The organism is Paenibacillus sp. FSL P4-0127 (genome assembly GCF_038007325.1).
GTDB lineage: Bacteria > Bacillota > Bacilli > Paenibacillales > Paenibacillaceae > Fontibacillus > Fontibacillus macerans.
Genome location: NZ_JBBOWY010000002.1, coordinates 318,129 through 333,772, shown reverse-complemented (window position 1 = coordinate 333,772; position 15,644 = coordinate 318,129). Strand labels below are relative to the sequence as shown.

Annotated in this window: 13 protein-coding genes; 5 read left to right on the top strand and 8 right to left on the bottom strand. The window is 52.8% G+C overall.

Annotated elements, in window-relative coordinates; genetic code table 11:
- Nucleotides 1-84 precede the first annotated feature (84 nt).
- Nucleotides 85-1,377, top strand: a complete 1,293-nt coding sequence (locus tag NYE74_RS28020; RefSeq protein ID WP_341005365.1) for a vWA domain-containing protein — start codon at nt 85-87, stop codon at nt 1,375-1,377.
- Nucleotides 1,378-1,456: 79 nt separating this feature from the next.
- Here NYE74_RS28020 and NYE74_RS28015 read toward each other — a convergent pair whose 3' ends face one another.
- Nucleotides 1,457-2,302 carry a hypothetical protein gene (locus tag NYE74_RS28015; protein WP_341005364.1) on the bottom strand — a complete coding sequence of 282 codons (846 nt, stop codon included), beginning with the start codon at nt 2,300-2,302 and terminating at the stop codon, nt 1,457-1,459.
- Nucleotides 2,299-2,874 carry a sigma-70 family RNA polymerase sigma factor gene (locus NYE74_RS28010; protein ID WP_341005363.1) on the bottom strand — a complete coding sequence of 192 codons (576 nt, stop codon included), beginning with the start codon at nt 2,872-2,874 and terminating at the stop codon, nt 2,299-2,301. Before NYE74_RS28010 ends, NYE74_RS28015 begins: the two co-directional genes overlap by 4 nt.
- Before the next feature lie 239 nt (nt 2,875-3,113).
- On the opposite strand from NYE74_RS28010, the gene NYE74_RS28005 reads away from it, so the two are divergent.
- The 3 genes from NYE74_RS28005 to NYE74_RS27995 all read left to right on the top strand — a co-directional run bounded on the left by NYE74_RS28005 (nt 3,114) and on the right by NYE74_RS27995 (nt 4,670).
- Nucleotides 3,114-3,509 (top strand): hypothetical protein, encoded by a 396-nt coding sequence (locus tag NYE74_RS28005; protein ID WP_155620823.1) that lies wholly within the window; start codon nt 3,114-3,116, stop codon nt 3,507-3,509.
- Nucleotides 3,510-3,511: 2 nt separating this feature from the next.
- Complete coding sequence (locus tag NYE74_RS28000; RefSeq protein WP_155620824.1) at nt 3,512-3,715, top strand: hypothetical protein; 204 nt, start codon at nt 3,512-3,514, stop codon at nt 3,713-3,715.
- Between the two features lie 166 nt (nt 3,716-3,881).
- Complete coding sequence (locus NYE74_RS27995; RefSeq protein ID WP_326045413.1) at nt 3,882-4,670, top strand: metallophosphoesterase; 789 nt, start codon at nt 3,882-3,884, stop codon at nt 4,668-4,670.
- A gap of 91 nt (nt 4,671-4,761) precedes the next feature.
- Here NYE74_RS27995 and guaA read toward each other — a convergent pair whose 3' ends face one another.
- The 6 genes from guaA to bcp all read right to left on the bottom strand — a co-directional run bounded on the left by guaA (nt 4,762) and on the right by bcp (nt 13,876).
- Nucleotides 4,762-6,300, bottom strand: a complete 1,539-nt coding sequence (guaA, locus tag NYE74_RS27990) for a glutamine-hydrolyzing GMP synthase (protein WP_036626113.1) — start codon at nt 6,298-6,300, stop codon at nt 4,762-4,764.
- A 77-nt stretch (nt 6,301-6,377) separates the two neighbouring features.
- Nucleotides 6,378-8,762 (bottom strand): DUF4129 domain-containing transglutaminase family protein, encoded by a 2,385-nt coding sequence (locus tag NYE74_RS27985; protein WP_124333251.1) that lies wholly within the window; start codon nt 8,760-8,762, stop codon nt 6,378-6,380.
- A complete protein-coding gene (locus NYE74_RS27980; RefSeq protein WP_036626116.1) occupies nt 8,749-10,056 on the bottom strand; it encodes a DUF58 domain-containing protein in 1,308 nt (435 codons plus the stop codon). Before NYE74_RS27980 ends, NYE74_RS27985 begins: the two co-directional genes overlap by 14 nt.
- Complete coding sequence (locus NYE74_RS27975; RefSeq protein ID WP_341005362.1) at nt 10,053-11,021, bottom strand: AAA family ATPase; 969 nt, start codon at nt 11,019-11,021, stop codon at nt 10,053-10,055. The genes NYE74_RS27980 and NYE74_RS27975 overlap by 4 nt, the downstream gene beginning before the upstream one ends.
- Before the next feature lie 133 nt (nt 11,022-11,154).
- A complete protein-coding gene (locus NYE74_RS27970) occupies nt 11,155-12,687 on the bottom strand; it encodes a polysaccharide deacetylase (protein ID WP_227872937.1) in 1,533 nt (510 codons plus the stop codon).
- A gap of 700 nt (nt 12,688-13,387) precedes the next feature.
- Nucleotides 13,388-13,876 (bottom strand): thioredoxin-dependent thiol peroxidase, encoded by a 489-nt coding sequence (gene bcp, locus NYE74_RS27965; protein ID WP_036626120.1) that lies wholly within the window; start codon nt 13,874-13,876, stop codon nt 13,388-13,390.
- 130 nt (nt 13,877-14,006) lie between these two features.
- Here bcp and NYE74_RS27960 point away from each other — a divergent pair, with 130 nt between their 5' ends.
- The gene (locus NYE74_RS27960) at nt 14,007-15,131 is read left to right on the top strand and encodes an LCP family protein (RefSeq protein WP_155620825.1); all 1,125 of its coding nucleotides are present in this window, start codon (nt 14,007-14,009) and stop codon (nt 15,129-15,131) included.
- The last annotated feature ends 513 nt before the right edge of the window (nt 15,132-15,644 follow it).

Sequence of the window (15,644 nt, the reverse complement as noted above, 5' to 3'; positions counted from 1 at the left end):
CCGTACAATTGACTTGTGGAAACATTTCCCTCAGAATCTATATAGCTACTAATAATCACCAGTAGAGGAAGAGGCGAAATCACAATGGAAAATCCTATCGTTAGCCTAAATACGGGACAAAACACCGGCCTTCATGAATCGGATCAACTGCAAATCACCATTCAATGCGCTTCGGCTCCGTCAGCGCTCGATGTCAGCTGTTTTATGGTGAACGAGAGCGGCAAGGTGCCTTCGGACGACTATTTTGTTTTCTATAATCAAACTGCCGATCCGCAGCGGAGTGCGGTTTTGCAGCAGATCGAAAATTTGAAAAGTTCTTTTGCGGTCGATACGCACAAGCTTCGTCAGGCTCCCGTGGAAAAATGCGTATTTACCGCTACCCTTGAGGCGGGAACCTTCGCGCAGGTGCAGAAATGCCAAGCCATTGTTCGCGCCGGCTCCCAGCAAGTTGTTTATGAGATTACCCAGGCTACGCAAGAAACGGCCCTTATTTTCATCGAACTCTACAAATACCAGGGCGGCTTCAAAGTCCGGGCCATCGGACGAGGATTTTTCGGAGGACTGAAGCCGCTCGCCGAGTCGTTTGGCGTGGAGGTGGAGGATAACGCTGCAGCCGAAACGGCCGCGGCCGCGGCACCATCGGCGCCACCGGCGCCGGCCGCTCCTGCCCCCGCTCCAAGCCCGAATCCCGCGCCCGTACCTCTGAATCTGTCCAAAATCGATCTGCTCAAACGAAAAGTAACGCTGACTCTCGAGAAAAAGAAGGTCGAACCGATCAGGGCGCGCGTGGCCGTTGTTTTTGACGCGTCGGGCTCCATGTATCACCTGTACCGCAAAGGTATCGTGCAGGAAGCCTTTGAACGCATACTGGCGATTGCCGCGGCGTTTGACGATAACGGCGAGCTGGATGTGTGGTTTTTCGCCAAAGATTATTTGCGGGCGCCGAGCGTTACGGCCAGAGACTATGAAAATTACATTGCCCGTACATATACTTTAGGCAGCAAAGGCGGCACGAACAATGAGCCTCCGGTGATGGAGGATATTATCCGCAAGTACACGGTGGAGGAGCCTAATGTAAGTTTACCGACTTACATTATCTTCTTTAGCGACGGCGGAGTTGGCCAAAAAAATAAAATTTCCCGGCTTATTACCGAAAGTTCCACCAAAAATTTGTTTTGGCAATTTGTCGGCTTGGGACGGGCCAATTACGGGGTGCTGCAGAAACTGGACGAAATGCCCGGGCGCTATATCGATAACGCTAATTTCTTTGCGCTGGACGATATTTCGAGCATCAGCGACGAAGAGCTGTATGACCGGCTCCTCAACGAGTTCCCGGCATGGATCAAGGAAGCCCGGGCCAAAGGCATATTGGCCTAGTTCGTAAGAAAAACGGAAAGACGCTGCCCAAATTGCTGGCATCGTCTTTCCGTTTTTTGGCTTCACTTCAGTTTGCGCCTTAATCTACGGCCGGGGCCGAGGCAGCTACTGCACCTTTGCTCTTCTCCACATTCTTATTCACCACGTCAGCCTCTAAGGGCTCAACCGGAGCGCCAACGCTAAAGCTGCCGATGATTTTCCCGAGTGTGGTCTTGTCAAAATCGGTTTGGGAATACAGTTCAACTGTAAAGCCTTCCTCTTCCCAAATCACAATTCCATTGGCAAAATAGACCGTAGTCCCGTTAATGTCCTCTACTTTCACATCTTCGGTAGTGCCGATTCCGTTTTCTCCACCCTTGGAAATCAGAAAGTTGACAGCTTTATCCCCTGAATTGTATTGCAATTCGACCATGCTGGTGCCCTGAAGAACACTGTTCACAAACTTATAGTCTGCCACCCAATCCGGGGCCGGAAAGTTCATTCCAAGCGCTGCACGGGCTTCGTCTATCGTCAGTTTAGCCGCAGCCGGCAATTCAATGACGCCGTCTCGCCCGCTTTTTCCACCTTCAGATGGAGTGAAAGACGTAGAAGCAGGAGGAATTTCCTTATCGTATTGCGTTATTTCAAGATTCCCCACCTTAAACTTTGCCATGATGGACTGGAACATTTCCTGTGCATAGCTGGTTGTAGAAAATGCCCCGCCCAAACAAATTACCGCACCGCCAATCACCGCCGCTGTTCTCCAACTGCTTTTTTTCATCGTTATCCCGTCCTTTTCCCTTGATTGGGTGTTAATAGCTCCATGATCCAGCCGGTATATCAAGCGGTTATAAATCCTTTCTTTGGAGGTGTCATTCCCCTGTTCTGCACTCTCAAGCAGTTCTATGGTCTTGCTGAATTCTGTGAGATTATTTTTTTTGTTCATATTTTGAATCCCCCCGCCTGTAAGGAAAGATGCAGTTTTTTTAGACTTCTGTACAGTACAACGCCAATGTTGGACTCACTGACACCCATGATCTGTGCAATTTCCGAATTTTTCAGTCCAGCCCCGTATTTCATTGCAATGATGTTGCGCTCCTTCTCCCGCAGCTTAGCGAGAGCCTTGAACAGCGCCTGATTATTATCCTCGCGAATCGCCAATTCTTCAGGAGACGGCTTGGGAAAAATCAGTTCCAGCAAAGAATCCAGCGAGGAGTGGTTTCTTTTCTTCTGAGCCCTGAAGTAGTCTGTTACAGCGTTTCTTACAATAGCAAACAACCACACCTCAAAATTGGATTTTTCCTGTGAAAAGCTGTAATACTTGCATATAACGGTCTCAAACACCTGACTGCAAATATCCTCCGCCGCATGGTGGTTATTAATGCGATAATAGATATACTTGTAAACGCGTTTGAAATACGTATTGTATATCTGTGTGAATTCCTCTTTCGACATGATCGCTGCATGTGATTCTTCTGTATTTGGGTAACGTTCCATTTTACTCTGGATAATTTCCATCCACGCCCTCCTTCCACCTCGCCTCCACCGGGCAGCTCTACAAATTGCGCAATTTGTAATGAAGGAACTCACATATGTTAATACGTAAAATGAACAAAAGCATTAACAATCTTTCCTAGCGATAAAAAAAATAGGTTGCCAACTGTCTTACCTTTTGTTATATTACAAATAGTAAGACATTTGATTACCGTAAACTTTAGCCTGTGTTAAATATTAAAAGAAAGCGAGGGTATTATTTTGTGAGAATCCAAATGCGATTAAGCAGACCTACCGTAGTAGCAATGCAAGAGTACAAGAGAATTAAATTTGCCGATCCCGAAGCAAAGGTGACGAATGGGTATTTAATAGGTATGGCATTAAAATCTATCAAAAATGAATTACCACAAATTGACTGGATACAAATTAACTCAGTCGCAATACCCAATGTTACAGAAAATAATGATAAATCTTTGGATAGTTTACAGACGGCTTTAAATATTGAAGCTGCAATTTTACAGGACATTGAAGAATTACAAAGGATTTTCATGGATGTTTTTAAAACAAAAAAAATGTTCAAGCCTTTTGTAATAAAACTAATTTTGTTTGCCGCGATTCTTAAAGAGAACAATGCTCTTCTATTAAAGGAGGAAAACTAATCATGAATAGTAATGATATTTTAGCAGTTGTATTAAATCACAAAATTTTAAACAAAAAATTTTGTGATATTACTACAAAAAATTCAATTGAAAAATTACCTACCACAATAGACATAGATAATATTAAAAGAGAATTTTATAAAACAAATTTATCACGTATGAACTCTGATTACGCTTGGCGAATTGCTGTTTCATACTTAAATTGATAACAAAAAAATTCAGGAGAAATAATGCTTCTTGCTGATATTCAGCCTAGTTACGAGTATAAGAGCGAACTCAAAAATTAGAGGGTTGCCGCAATTTTAGATTGTATCTCTGCAACTGTTACATTCATTGCATCAGGACAAGAAACGATGATGCGGAGGAATTCAATTGGCTTATATTTATGCACTCAGTGATATACATGGTCATTTAGATATATTTCGAGAAACTTTGAAGAATGTTGACTTAGAATCAAAGAACAACAAATTGATATTGTTGGGAGATTACATTGATAGAGGGGATAAAAGTTGTGAAACACTTTATTTTATTAAGCAGCTCTGCGAAAAGTACCCTGGAAAAGTTATTCCTTTATTAGGCAACCACGAAGTTATGTTTTTAGAAGATTTAAATAGTCTTTATCCAGATGGTGAATTTTCTGAAATCATAAAATATATCTCGGAAGACGAATATAATGCTATTTCAAAAAAATGCGAGAATGTTTCGAATGAACTCACAAAAATGTGCATGATATATAAATATGTAACAGATTTAATAAAATCGAAGCATAAGACTCTTATTGCTTGGCTTAGAAAACTTCCCCTTTATTACGAGACAGAAGATCAAATTTTCGTACATGCTGGTATAGACGAAGAAGCTGAGGAATACTGGAAAGTCGGTACATCAGAAGAATACTTCACATGGAAGTATCCGCCTGTATTCGGCACTTTTTATAAAGACATAATTGCTGGACATACTCATACATCAGATATAGCAAATGACAAAGATTTTCATTCGGTATACTGGGATAGGCAAAGTCACTTTTATATTGATGGTGCAACGGTAATAAGCAAATTCATACCACTCTTAAAGTACGACATCATCGCAAAAGAGTATTCAAGTTTTGAAAAAGTTACACAAGATGATGGTAGCTTTGTGTGGCGGGAATACGCAATAAAATAAGGTTAAATTGAGATTGGTTGCAAAATGGTTGCTGATAGACAAGAACAGAGCGTGAAAGCCTTATAAATAAAGACCTTCACGCTCTTGCTATCTATTCCCACTCGATCGTCGCCGGCGGCTTAGACGTAATGTCGTACACGACCCGGTTGACGTTATCGACTTCATTTACGATCCGTACCGAAATTTTCTCCAGCACGTCCCACGGGATGCGGGCCCAGTCGGCGGTCATGCCGTCGATGGACGTTACCGCGCGAATCCCTACGGTGTAGGAGTAAGTCCGGGCGTCGCCCATAACCCCTACGCTTTTCATGTTAGGCAGGGCGGTAAAATACTGCCAAATCTCGCGATCCAGTCCCGCTTTGGCGATTTCCTCGCGCAAAATGTAGTCGGAATCGCGGACGATTTTCAGCTTGTCCTCCGTGACTTCGCCGAGGACACGAATCGCCAGGCCCGGGCCCGGGAACGGCTGTCTCCACACGATCTCCTTCGGCAAGCCGCACTCTTCGCCGACTTTGCGGACCTCGTCCTTGAACAGCGTCTTTAGCGGTTCAACGAGCTCGAATTTCATGTCCTCCGGCAAACCGCCCACATTGTGATGGGATTTGATCGTCTGCGCCGTGGCGGTGCCGCTTTCTACGATATCCGTATACAACGTGCCCTGCGCCAAAAATTTAAAATCGTCAAACCGGCGCGACTCTTCTTCAAACACGTAAATAAACTCGTTGCCGATGATTTTCCGCTTTTGTTCCGGATCGTCGACACCGGCCAGCTTGGACAAAAACCGCTCGCGCGCGTCAATCTTGACGACCTTCATGTCGAACTTGCCGACAAACGTCTCCATTACGCTTTCGGCTTCGCCTTTGCGCAGCAGGCCGTGGTCGATGAACATACAGGTCAGCTGATCGCCGACCGCTTTGTGGATCAGCATCGCCACGACCGAAGAATCGACACCGCCGCTTAACGCGCACAGCACCTTGCTGTCGCCGACCTGGGCGCGGATGTCGCGAACCGCGTCCTCGATCCATGTCTCCATGCTCCATTTGCCTTCGCAGCCGCAGATTTCGTACAAGAAATTGCGGATCATTTCATTGCCGTGGATCGAATGCCGGACCTCCGGATGGAACTGCACGCCGTACATTTTGCGCTCGGCATTGGCAAAGCCGGCGATCGGCGCATGCTCCGTGGAGGCTTCCACCACGAAACCTTCGGGAAGTTTCGTCACATGATCCCCATGGCTCATCCACACCGTTTGCTTGGCCTGAAGCCCGCGGGTCAGCACCGAATTTTCGGCAAAATCGACATCCGCTTTCCCGTATTCTCTTTTTGCCGCACGTTCCACTTTCCCGCCAAGCTGATGCGCCATCAGCTGCATGCCGTAGCAGATGCCCAGGATCGGCACGCCCACATCGTACACGGCCGGATCGATATGCGGCGCGTTTTCGGCATAAACGCTCGACGGTCCGCCGGAAAACACGATCCCTTTCGGCGCCAGCTCCCGAAGGCGCTCCACCGGCGTATTAAATGGCAGTAGTTCGCTGTAAACGCCCAAGTCGCGGATCCGTCTGGCAATCAGCTGGTTGTATTGCCCTCCGAAATCCAGGACGACAATCATTTCATTTGGCTTATTCATGACCGAGCCTCCCTCAAATTATGACACCTATTATACGAAACGACGAAAGAGGTCGTCAAGGAAGCCAGGGCCGGGAATCAGCGGCGCCGAAAGGCCAAATTCCGGCAATGCTTCAGAAACTTCATGCTTTCCCTGCGCTCAGGCTGCCGCCCTCCGTAATAGAGGTTCTCCCAAATCGCCACAAACTCTTCTGCCGCGCCGGTTAAGCCCGGTCTGCCCTGTAGAGCGGACCGCAAATATTCCCTGGCCGTCATCGCCGGCGGTTTGGGCCCGTAACACTGGCCAAGCTCCCGCCACACCCGGTCGGCGGCCGTCAGCAATTCGCTTCGTCCCGGGAAGCTGCGGCGCGGCCGGCGCAGGTACAGCCACAGCTGCAGCCGATTTCCGCGCCAAGCGATCTCCCGGGCGATTAAAACCGCAAAGCCGGCGCCTAGCAGCGAGGCCGTCCAAACGAATAGATTCGGCACAGGCTGCAGCTTTTCCCGCCAGCCGGCGGCGATTTCGGCAGCGGCCGCTGTCCATTCGGCGGCCAGCTTTTGCACGCTGGCCGCCGCCTGGTTCAGCCATTCGAGGAGCCTCGTGCCGGTGTTCCCGCCGGCCGCGCCGCCGGGGCTGCCTGCGCCTGCCGCAAGCGCCTCGCCGAATCCGGGCGTCGGATCAAAAGGCACCCAGCCGGCCTGCGGAAAATAAACCTCGACCCAGGCATGGGCGTCCGCGTAAGTCACGGTAATCCGCCGCATCGTCTCGTCCTGGCCAGCGCGGCCTGCCGCTTCGGGTTCGCCCGGCGCAAAGCCCTTCACCCATCTCGCCGGAACGCCGCCGCTGCGGAGCAGCACCACCATTGCGCTGGAAAAATGGTCGCAGTAGCCGATTTTGTCCTCGAACAAGAAACGGTCGACAAAGTCGGCGTCCGCCGGCGGGCGCCGGGTATCCAGGTTGTAGGCATAGTTCTTCTTCAAATAGCTCTGCACGGCCAAAGCCGCATCATAGCGGCTGCTTGTTCCGGCTGCGAGCTCTTTTCCCAAATTCCGCACCCGTTCCGGTAAGGAATCGGGAAGCTGCAGATAACGGTCGGCGATGCCCTCTTCGTCGGGGCCGTGATCGTCTCGCAAGGCGGAGCCCGGGTGCGTTTGCAGCAGCGCGGTCACTTCGTAGCCGTAGATTTGCTCGGCCGCGGCAGCGTAATCGATCACCAGTGCATCGGCGAGCCGGTCGAAACGGGGCTCCACCTGAACCCGGGGAGTTTGTTCGCCGCCAAAAACAAATCCGGAACGTACGGGAATGCCGCCGGAAAGAAGCGCTACCCGCCCGGTCAGCGGTTCTTTAAACATCACCGTCTGGCGGATTTCTTCCGCGACCGGGGCGGTGCCGGGATTGGCAGGCCCGAAGGCCGGCGCTGCGGAGGCCGCGGCGTTCTTCGTTTCCCGCGTCTCCGCACTTTTCGCGCCATCCCCCGCAGCAGGCTGAATCCAGCCCCGTCCCGTGTAGACGCTTTTGCTTTCCCCGCGCCAATACGTATTCCGCGGCGACAGCGCCGTGAAATACACATCGTGCCGAAGCTGCAAAGGAGCCCCCAGCTCGGCGTCGCTGCGGCTGTACCCGGAAACGCTAAAGACCGCCGCCGTTTCCTGCGCTGCAGTCAGCTCGGCGCCGCTCCACTCGGACAAACTCCGGGCAATCTGCTGCCAGGATACCGGGCGGATCGGCTGCACCGGAAGCTGCGAGCTCAACAGCGCGGCACCGGCTACGCAAACCAAGACAATCCCCGAGCCGAGCAGGCCTCCCCGGCCGAAGGCGCAACCCGGCCCCCGCTTGCCGAACACCAATGCCTGCAAAATCAGGCCGAGCACCGCGGTTCGAATCAGTCCCAAGTACAGTTCGACGCCCCCGGCTGTCTCCAGTACGATCAAGTAAAGCAGCGTCACCGCCAGGAACAGCAGAATGTTTTGTCTGCCGAGCGTCAGCATTTGCACGGACACGACCAGCAGCGTCCAGCCGATCAGCAGCAGCAATGTGCGGAATTCCATGCTGACGCCGCTCAGCCGTCCGGCTTGCATAAATTCGGCCAAATCGGCGCCAAACTGTTTTCCCAAGTCGATAAACCAGATCCATCCATCCGCCTGCCCATGGAGATAAAATAAAGAACAGACGACCAGAAGCGAAGGGATCATGGCATATAAAAAAGACGGCAAACGCAAACATCCGGCGCATAACAGCAGTCCCGTCAGCACGAAAAAAAGCGTAACCGTGTCCGCTTGGTCATTGGCGACAAAAGCGTACAGCGGATACAGCCATTCCCCAAACAGTCCGAACAAAAACGCCGATAAAACGAGCCGCAGTCCGAAGGCCGGGGCATCGTCTTTGGGGACGGCTCCGAAAGATGCCTCCGGACGCGAAATCCCTCCCTCCGCAGGGGCGACGGCCAAGGCTGCCGCTTCTTCCTTTGAACTAGGCGCTGGCATGTTCCGCTCCCTCCTTTCGCGGGAGTCCAAGATGCCGGGGCGTCAGGCCAAAAACGGCTACGCCATGTTGCCGCAGGCGGGAGGCGAGCGCGCCATCAAGCTCCGCCCCGGCCGGCGGGCACGCGCACCACAGCTCGGCGGAGACCCCCGCTTCCGCTAGCCGCAAAGCTGCTTCCGTCAAACCGGGTCTGAGCTGTCCGGTAATGACCGTGACAGACCGTCCCTGCGCGGACAACTCCGGCCAGTCCCGCTCAAGCACCGCCTCCGCGGACATCCCTTTGCCGAGATCAACCCCGGCCAGCAGTTCCATACCGTGGGCTAGTCCTTCATACCCGGATAACGCGGCGATACCATCCATGCCGCCATGGCTAAGCAGCAGTTCCCCCGGTTTCCCGTACCGGGCTTCCCGCTGCAGCCAGGACGCGGCGGCGGATACCGCCAGCTCAAAACGATCAGCCTCCGCGGCCCAGGCCGCCGGTGCAGCAGCGGACCGTTCCTTGCCGGCGGAGCGCCGCTGACCGTCAACCTGGTCTCGCGGCACGGCGTAATCCGCTTCATCCGTTCCCAGCAGCAAATAACGCGGCACGTTCCCCTGCTCCTCCGGAATACGAGTCAGCAGCGTTCCCGTCTTCGCTGAATGTTTCCAGTGAATGCGGCGCAGCGGATCCCCGGTCATGTACGGCCTCAGGCGGCCGGGCGCGGACGGCGCTGCCGCCTGCTGGCGGTACGGGCCGCCGCCGCTTTCATGATCGCCGTACGCCTCGGGCGTTTGCGAAGGATAGGAACTTAACGGCCGCGGGGGGACGATCAAAATGTCTTCCGTTTCCACCCGCAAGCTGCGCTTAAACCAGCCGAGCGCATCGCCCCACGTCAGCCTTACTGCAATGTTTTCGTAAATCCCCCGGTTGATTTCTTCCATATGATAAGTCCCGCTGTAAACCCTGCTAAACCCGGAGAAATACAATTTGCCTGCTCTGCCGCTGTTACGTACCAGCGAAACTTCTGCTGCCAGCTCATCTTCCACATGCAGCCACAGCGGCGGCAATCCGCTTAGACAAGTCACGGTCAATTTCATGGCGAGCCCATCCCCGTCCGCCGGACGGTCCGGCTCCCAGGACCGCACCACTTTCATCCGCTTCGGACCGCACCATAATGCCAACGCGCCTTGCAGCATTACGAACCAAGGCAGCAGCGCCAAAAAGAAAGAAGACGCGCCTCCGCGCCATAAATACCATGCCGTGAGCAGCCCCGTTGCCGTCAGGGCCGCCGCCCATCTCCAAATCCCGCTTCTCATGACGGCACACCTGAGACCCTTGCAAAAATCGGCACGTCCACTTTGGCGAGCAATTCCCTAAGCACCCTTTCGCCGCTGATTCCGGCGATTTTGGCTTCGGTTTTCAACACGATCCGGTGAACCAGCACCGCTTCCGCAACCGCTTTGACATCATCGGGCGTAACAAACGAGCGGCCCTTGAAATAAGCCATCGCCTGCGAAGCCCACATCCAGGCCAGCGTGCCGCGCGGGCTGATGCCGAGGGAAACTTGCGGGTGACGGCGCGACGCGTCCGCCAGGCTGACCATATAACGTTTGACGACATCATCCACCAATACGCCCCGCACCTGCCGCTGCATCGCGGCGATTTCGTCGGGCAGCAGCACCGGCTTCAGCTCGGCGAGGGGATGCTGCTCCTGCAGCCGGCCAAGCATCTCAAGCTCCTGCTCCGGATTCGGGTACCCCAAAGTCAGCCGCATCAAAAAGCGGTCCAGCTGTGCCTCAGGCAGGCGGTAGGTCCCCTCGTATTCCAGCGGATTTTGCGTGGCCAGCAGCAAAAAAGGTTTCGGCAAAGCCCGGGTGACTCCGTCCACGGTCACCTTCCGCTCCTCCATCGCCTCCAGCAAAGCCGACTGCGTTCTTGGAGCCGCACGGTTGATTTCGTCGGCCAGCACGATATGGGAAAATACCGGGCCGGGCCGAAATTCAAACTGTCCGCTTTGCGCATGATAAACCGTGACTCCGGTAACATCGGAAGGCATCAAATCGGACGTGAACTGGATGCGGCCAAACGACCCGCCGAGGCAAGCCGCCAGCGTCCGCACCAGCATCGTTTTGCCGACGCCGGGAACATCCTCCAGCAAAATATGGCCTCCGTACAGCATGGCGACAACCGCCAGCTCGATTTCCCTTTTTTTTCCGACAATGACACGATCCACCCGGCTGACCAGCCGCTGCAGCAGATCATGTACCTGTTCCTGATTCATCGTATCTCCTCCGTTTCTAGGCAGGCGGAAAACTTCCAGCCAATCTATCTACCAGTTTCCCCAGAAACTAGCGGAAATAGACGTGAATGAGAGATACGGGCAAAACAGTCCTGTCCCGGTCAAGCCGTGCCGGTTACAGTGCGGTCACCCGGCGTTCATCCTCGCGCAACGTGAGCGAAGCGATCGGATGACCCGCCGCTTCCATAAGAATCCGCAGCGGCACCCATAACGATTCGTTTTTGCGTTCGAAAATCAGGTCATATTTGACCTGGAGTTTTCCTGTAAGCTCCGAGGTCGCCGTTCCGGTGTTCGGATCGAAGGTCGCTTTCGCATTCCCCCATACGACGACGGCGCGTTGGTTGTCCCCGTCCCAATGGACTTTGGCCCCAAGCCGTTCCATCGTTGTCCGCAGCGGGACAATATATTGCCCATCCTGCAGCCGGTACTCCCCGCTGTCCAGCCGGGTTTGCACGCCTCCCGCTTCTACCGTTAACGGCAAATCCGGACCGAACAAAGCGGCGTTGGGCACAACATTGGCTTTCACCCAGGCATCGGACGGGATGGTTCTATGTTTCTTTTTCATGGAAGGATCAAGATGAAATTGCACAGGCGGCTGATCGGGGGAAATCGCACGAAACTCGTACCCCTGCTTCTTATAATATTGAATGATTTTCGGCAGCGCCTTGACGGATTCCCCATGTCCCGCGCCATCGTGCATGAGCACAATGACCTCGTTTTGCCGGTTCGCCGATACGACGTTGTCTATGATTTCAGAAGCCGGAACTCCCTTCCTTTTGGAATCCCCGCTGTCCACGTTCCAGTCGAATACCTTATAGCCCCCGAGCTCAAGGAGGTTGAAATACGTTTCGTCAAAATGGCCGTACGTCCCGCCCGGAGCGCGCACCAGCGGCGTGCGTTTACCGGTGATTCCGCGCAGCACCTCTTCGGTGGCTTTGACCTGCTTCCAAAAATGGCCGAAGCTGTCGTAAAGCTCCTTGTATTCATGGTTATAGGTATGGTTGCCGAGCTTATGCCCGGCATCCTCGATCCGCCGGATCATCTCGGGGTAGCGTTTCGCCTGCTCGCCAAGCACAAAGAAAGTTCCCGGAACGTCCTCTTTTTTCAAAATAGCCAGCACTTCATCCGTAAGCGAACTAGGCCCGTCGTCAAAGGTAAGATACACCACTTTGCCGTCGGTATTATCGTTGGCCTTATTGGCGGCTTTATCAGCGGCTTTAACAGTCGCTTTACCGTCCGCCGGTTTGGCCTTGGCCGTCTCATTTGCTGCAGCCTGCGCCGGCGTTTCCGATGCCGCTGCGGCTGCCGTTCCCCCCGCCGCCATGACAGTCCACGCAGCAGTTGCTGCCCCTCCCTCCAGCCGTTCGGGAGCCGCCTCGTTCGCCGCGACTTGTTCGGCCGCCGCCGCAAGCGGCACAGCATTCGCTCCCAGCGCCCCCGTCTCTTTTTCCCCGGTATGTTCCCCCGCTTTTGCCGTGCCCTTATTTGTTGCCGACGCATCTGCCGGCGGCTGGGCCAGCGCATGCGCCGCGATTTCCGGCCACCCCTGCGGCTCGGCGCCAAGCGGGACACTAACGACCCAAACCAGCGCCGTTAAAAGCAATACCGTACGAATGACCATTAGACCGGATTTCCATTTTTTGTTCATCGTTTTTTCTACCTCCGCCGCTATAAGTAAAATGAAATTATATGAATCGTTTGGCTTTCTGGTAGATTGTATGAAGCTAGAAACGGAAATAGACTTGCAACGGACCGTAATGAACCGTAATGACCTTTTTTGCTCCTTTCCCGCCCACTAGCGTTGCATTAAATCCGACCTACAATTTCTCGCCACCACATTCTAACGGTTGCCACAGCCGCTATTTGCTCCAATATCGCCGTTTTCAAATTCTAACGGTTGCCATAGCGCTTATTTAGCTAAAACCCGGCGATTTTGGCTCAGATTTGAGCAGATAACCGCGCTCACAACCGTTAAAATTTAGAAAGGGTCTTTTTTGGCAAAATAGCCACTAATACAACCGTTAGATTTTTGGCGTGATCTCAAATGGAATTGCGGGCAAGGTGTACCAGAGATTTTGTGTGGGCGTTAATGCAACGCCAGTGGATTTCCCGAGTATTTCCCATTCTAAAGGACGCAGATGCCGCTATTCGGCTCCACAAGGCAAGTTTTTAAAGAATTACTGTAAATAAAGGCTTCTGAGTCCGTTACAAAAAGAAAAAACCGCCGGGGAAATGGCGGTTTTTTGATGGTCCCCCATCGGGAAGGTGACCTGAGCCTTAGGCGGGGCGGCAGTTTTGATTGGAAAAATCCAATCAAGCGGCGTTTTTCCCATTCAAGAAGTTTATCATCATCCCCGCCCACCGGCCGCCTCTTTAACGGCCTCCAGCACCTCGTCGGCATGGCCTTTGACCCTGATGCCGCGCCAAGCCTTCAGCAGCTTCCCTTCTTCATCGATCAAAAAAGTGGAACGGACGATACCTTCGAATTCGCGGCCGTACATTTTTTTGAGCTGCCAAACGCCGTACTGCCGGCAAACTTCATGATCCTCGTCCGCGAGCAGCGGAAAGGTGATTCCCTGCTTTTGGCTAAAGCGGTCGTGCGACTTAACCGAATCCCCGCTGATCCCCAGCACGGCCGTACCGTATTCGGCAAACAACGCGCCGAGATCGCGAAAATCGCAGGCTTCCTGGGTGCAGGCCGGCGTGGAATCTTTTGGATAAAAATAAAGGACGACCTTGCGTCCGCGAAACTGCTTCAGCGATACCTCTTCTCCCCCGCTCGCGGGAAGCCGGAAATCCGGAACGGGCTTGCCCGCCTCCAGTTGATGCTCCGTCATATGCGTATCCTCCTTAAAGCTCCTAAACCTAAAATTGATTGTATTTGTAAAAAAAATTATAATGTAATGATATTAGGATATCTATATATGAAATTCGAACTTATCGTTTTTTCTGAAAGGAACGAACATAATGACGAAACGCACAAAACGCGCGATCCTCTGGTCGGTGATCGGAGTCGTGGTCGCAATCGCCGCATTCGTGGCCTATTATTTTATCGCGATATATAATCAGGTGGACAATTTTAAGAAAGAAGGAGAAGACTCCCCTTTCTATAATGTTCAGCCTACCGAAACCAAAGCCGAGGAGCCTCCGAAATGGGAAGGAACGGAACGGGTCAATATTCTGCTGATGGGCGTGGATGCCCGCGGCCTGAAAAAAGGGGAGATCCCCCGCTCCGACACGATGCTGGTCGCTTCCCTGGATCCTGTCACCAAAAAGGCCTATCTCTTCTCTATTTTGCGCGATACCTATACGAATATTCCGGACTACGGCAAGGAACGGATTAATACGGCGATCACCCACGGCCCCAATACGGCGATGAAGGCGGTGTCCGATTTGCTCGGCATCCCGATCCAGTATTATGTTTACACCGATTTCCAAGGCTTTATCGAGCTGGTGGACGCGGTCGGCGGCGTCGATTTTTACGTGGAAAAAGACATGCGTTACACCAGTAAAGCGGATAACCATGAATACGACATCGATCTGAAAAAAGGCCAACAGCATCTGGACGGCAAAACGGCGCTGCAATACGTGCGCTTCCGCCATGACGCCATGTCCGACTATACCCGGACGGAGCGGCAGCGCAACTTCCTGAAAGCCGTCGCGGATAAGCTGAAGTCGACGACTTCGATCATGATGCTGCCTTCGATTTTGGAGAAAGTGAATCCTTATATCGACACGAACCTGTCAGTGCAGGATATGTGGAAGCTGGCCACCGTCGGCTACGACAGCCAGCTGGCAGCAAGCGAACAGATTCCCCCGATGGAGTTATTGAAGGAAGAAACCGTCGGCGGATCGGACGTACTGGGCATTCGCAGCGAAGACGAACTGAAGCAGTACGTTCAGGATGTGTTCAACAAGGCGGAAGAATCCAAACCGGAGGACGGCAGTCAAAATTTCACGGAGGACAGCGGCGGCTCCGATAGCGGCAGCGATAAAAGCAGCGCCGGAAATAGCGGCAATACAAGCGCCGGAAACAGAACGGGGAGCAGCGCTGACGGCGGCGGAACGGCGGCGGTAAAGCCGGCGTCTTAGGCTTAAGCTTAAACTTAAGCCGAGGATCACGCGCCGAAACACATCCGGCGGGAGCCAGAGGATCAAGGCTCCGCCGGATGCGATCCTCCCGGAACCCCCGGATTCTGCGAAACTGAGTTGTTTCAGGGACGCGGCTCCGGGGTTTTTCAAATTTTTTTGAACAAAATTAGGCTCAACCTAATAATCAGCGCTTTACAGGGAAGGCCGGTGGGTTGGGCGGCAGATCAACATCCGCTGTCCGGACGCTTTGCACGATTATCCCGTTTGATCCGGAAGCTCAGAGGAAGATAAATTTAGAGAAGAAAATAGGTTTGGGAGAAGTAGACATGTTTGAGATCGTTAGTTCGAGATCGTTAGTTCGAGATCGTCAGACAGGTTTGTGAGAAGGAGGTTTAGGGAGAAGTGAAGCAGACCTGACAGGAGGAATGGGGCAAAACACCGAAAAAAATGAAAGTGCCGAGAACAGCCCCCACCCTCTACCCCCTGAACAAGAGGGATAATTGTGCAAAGCAG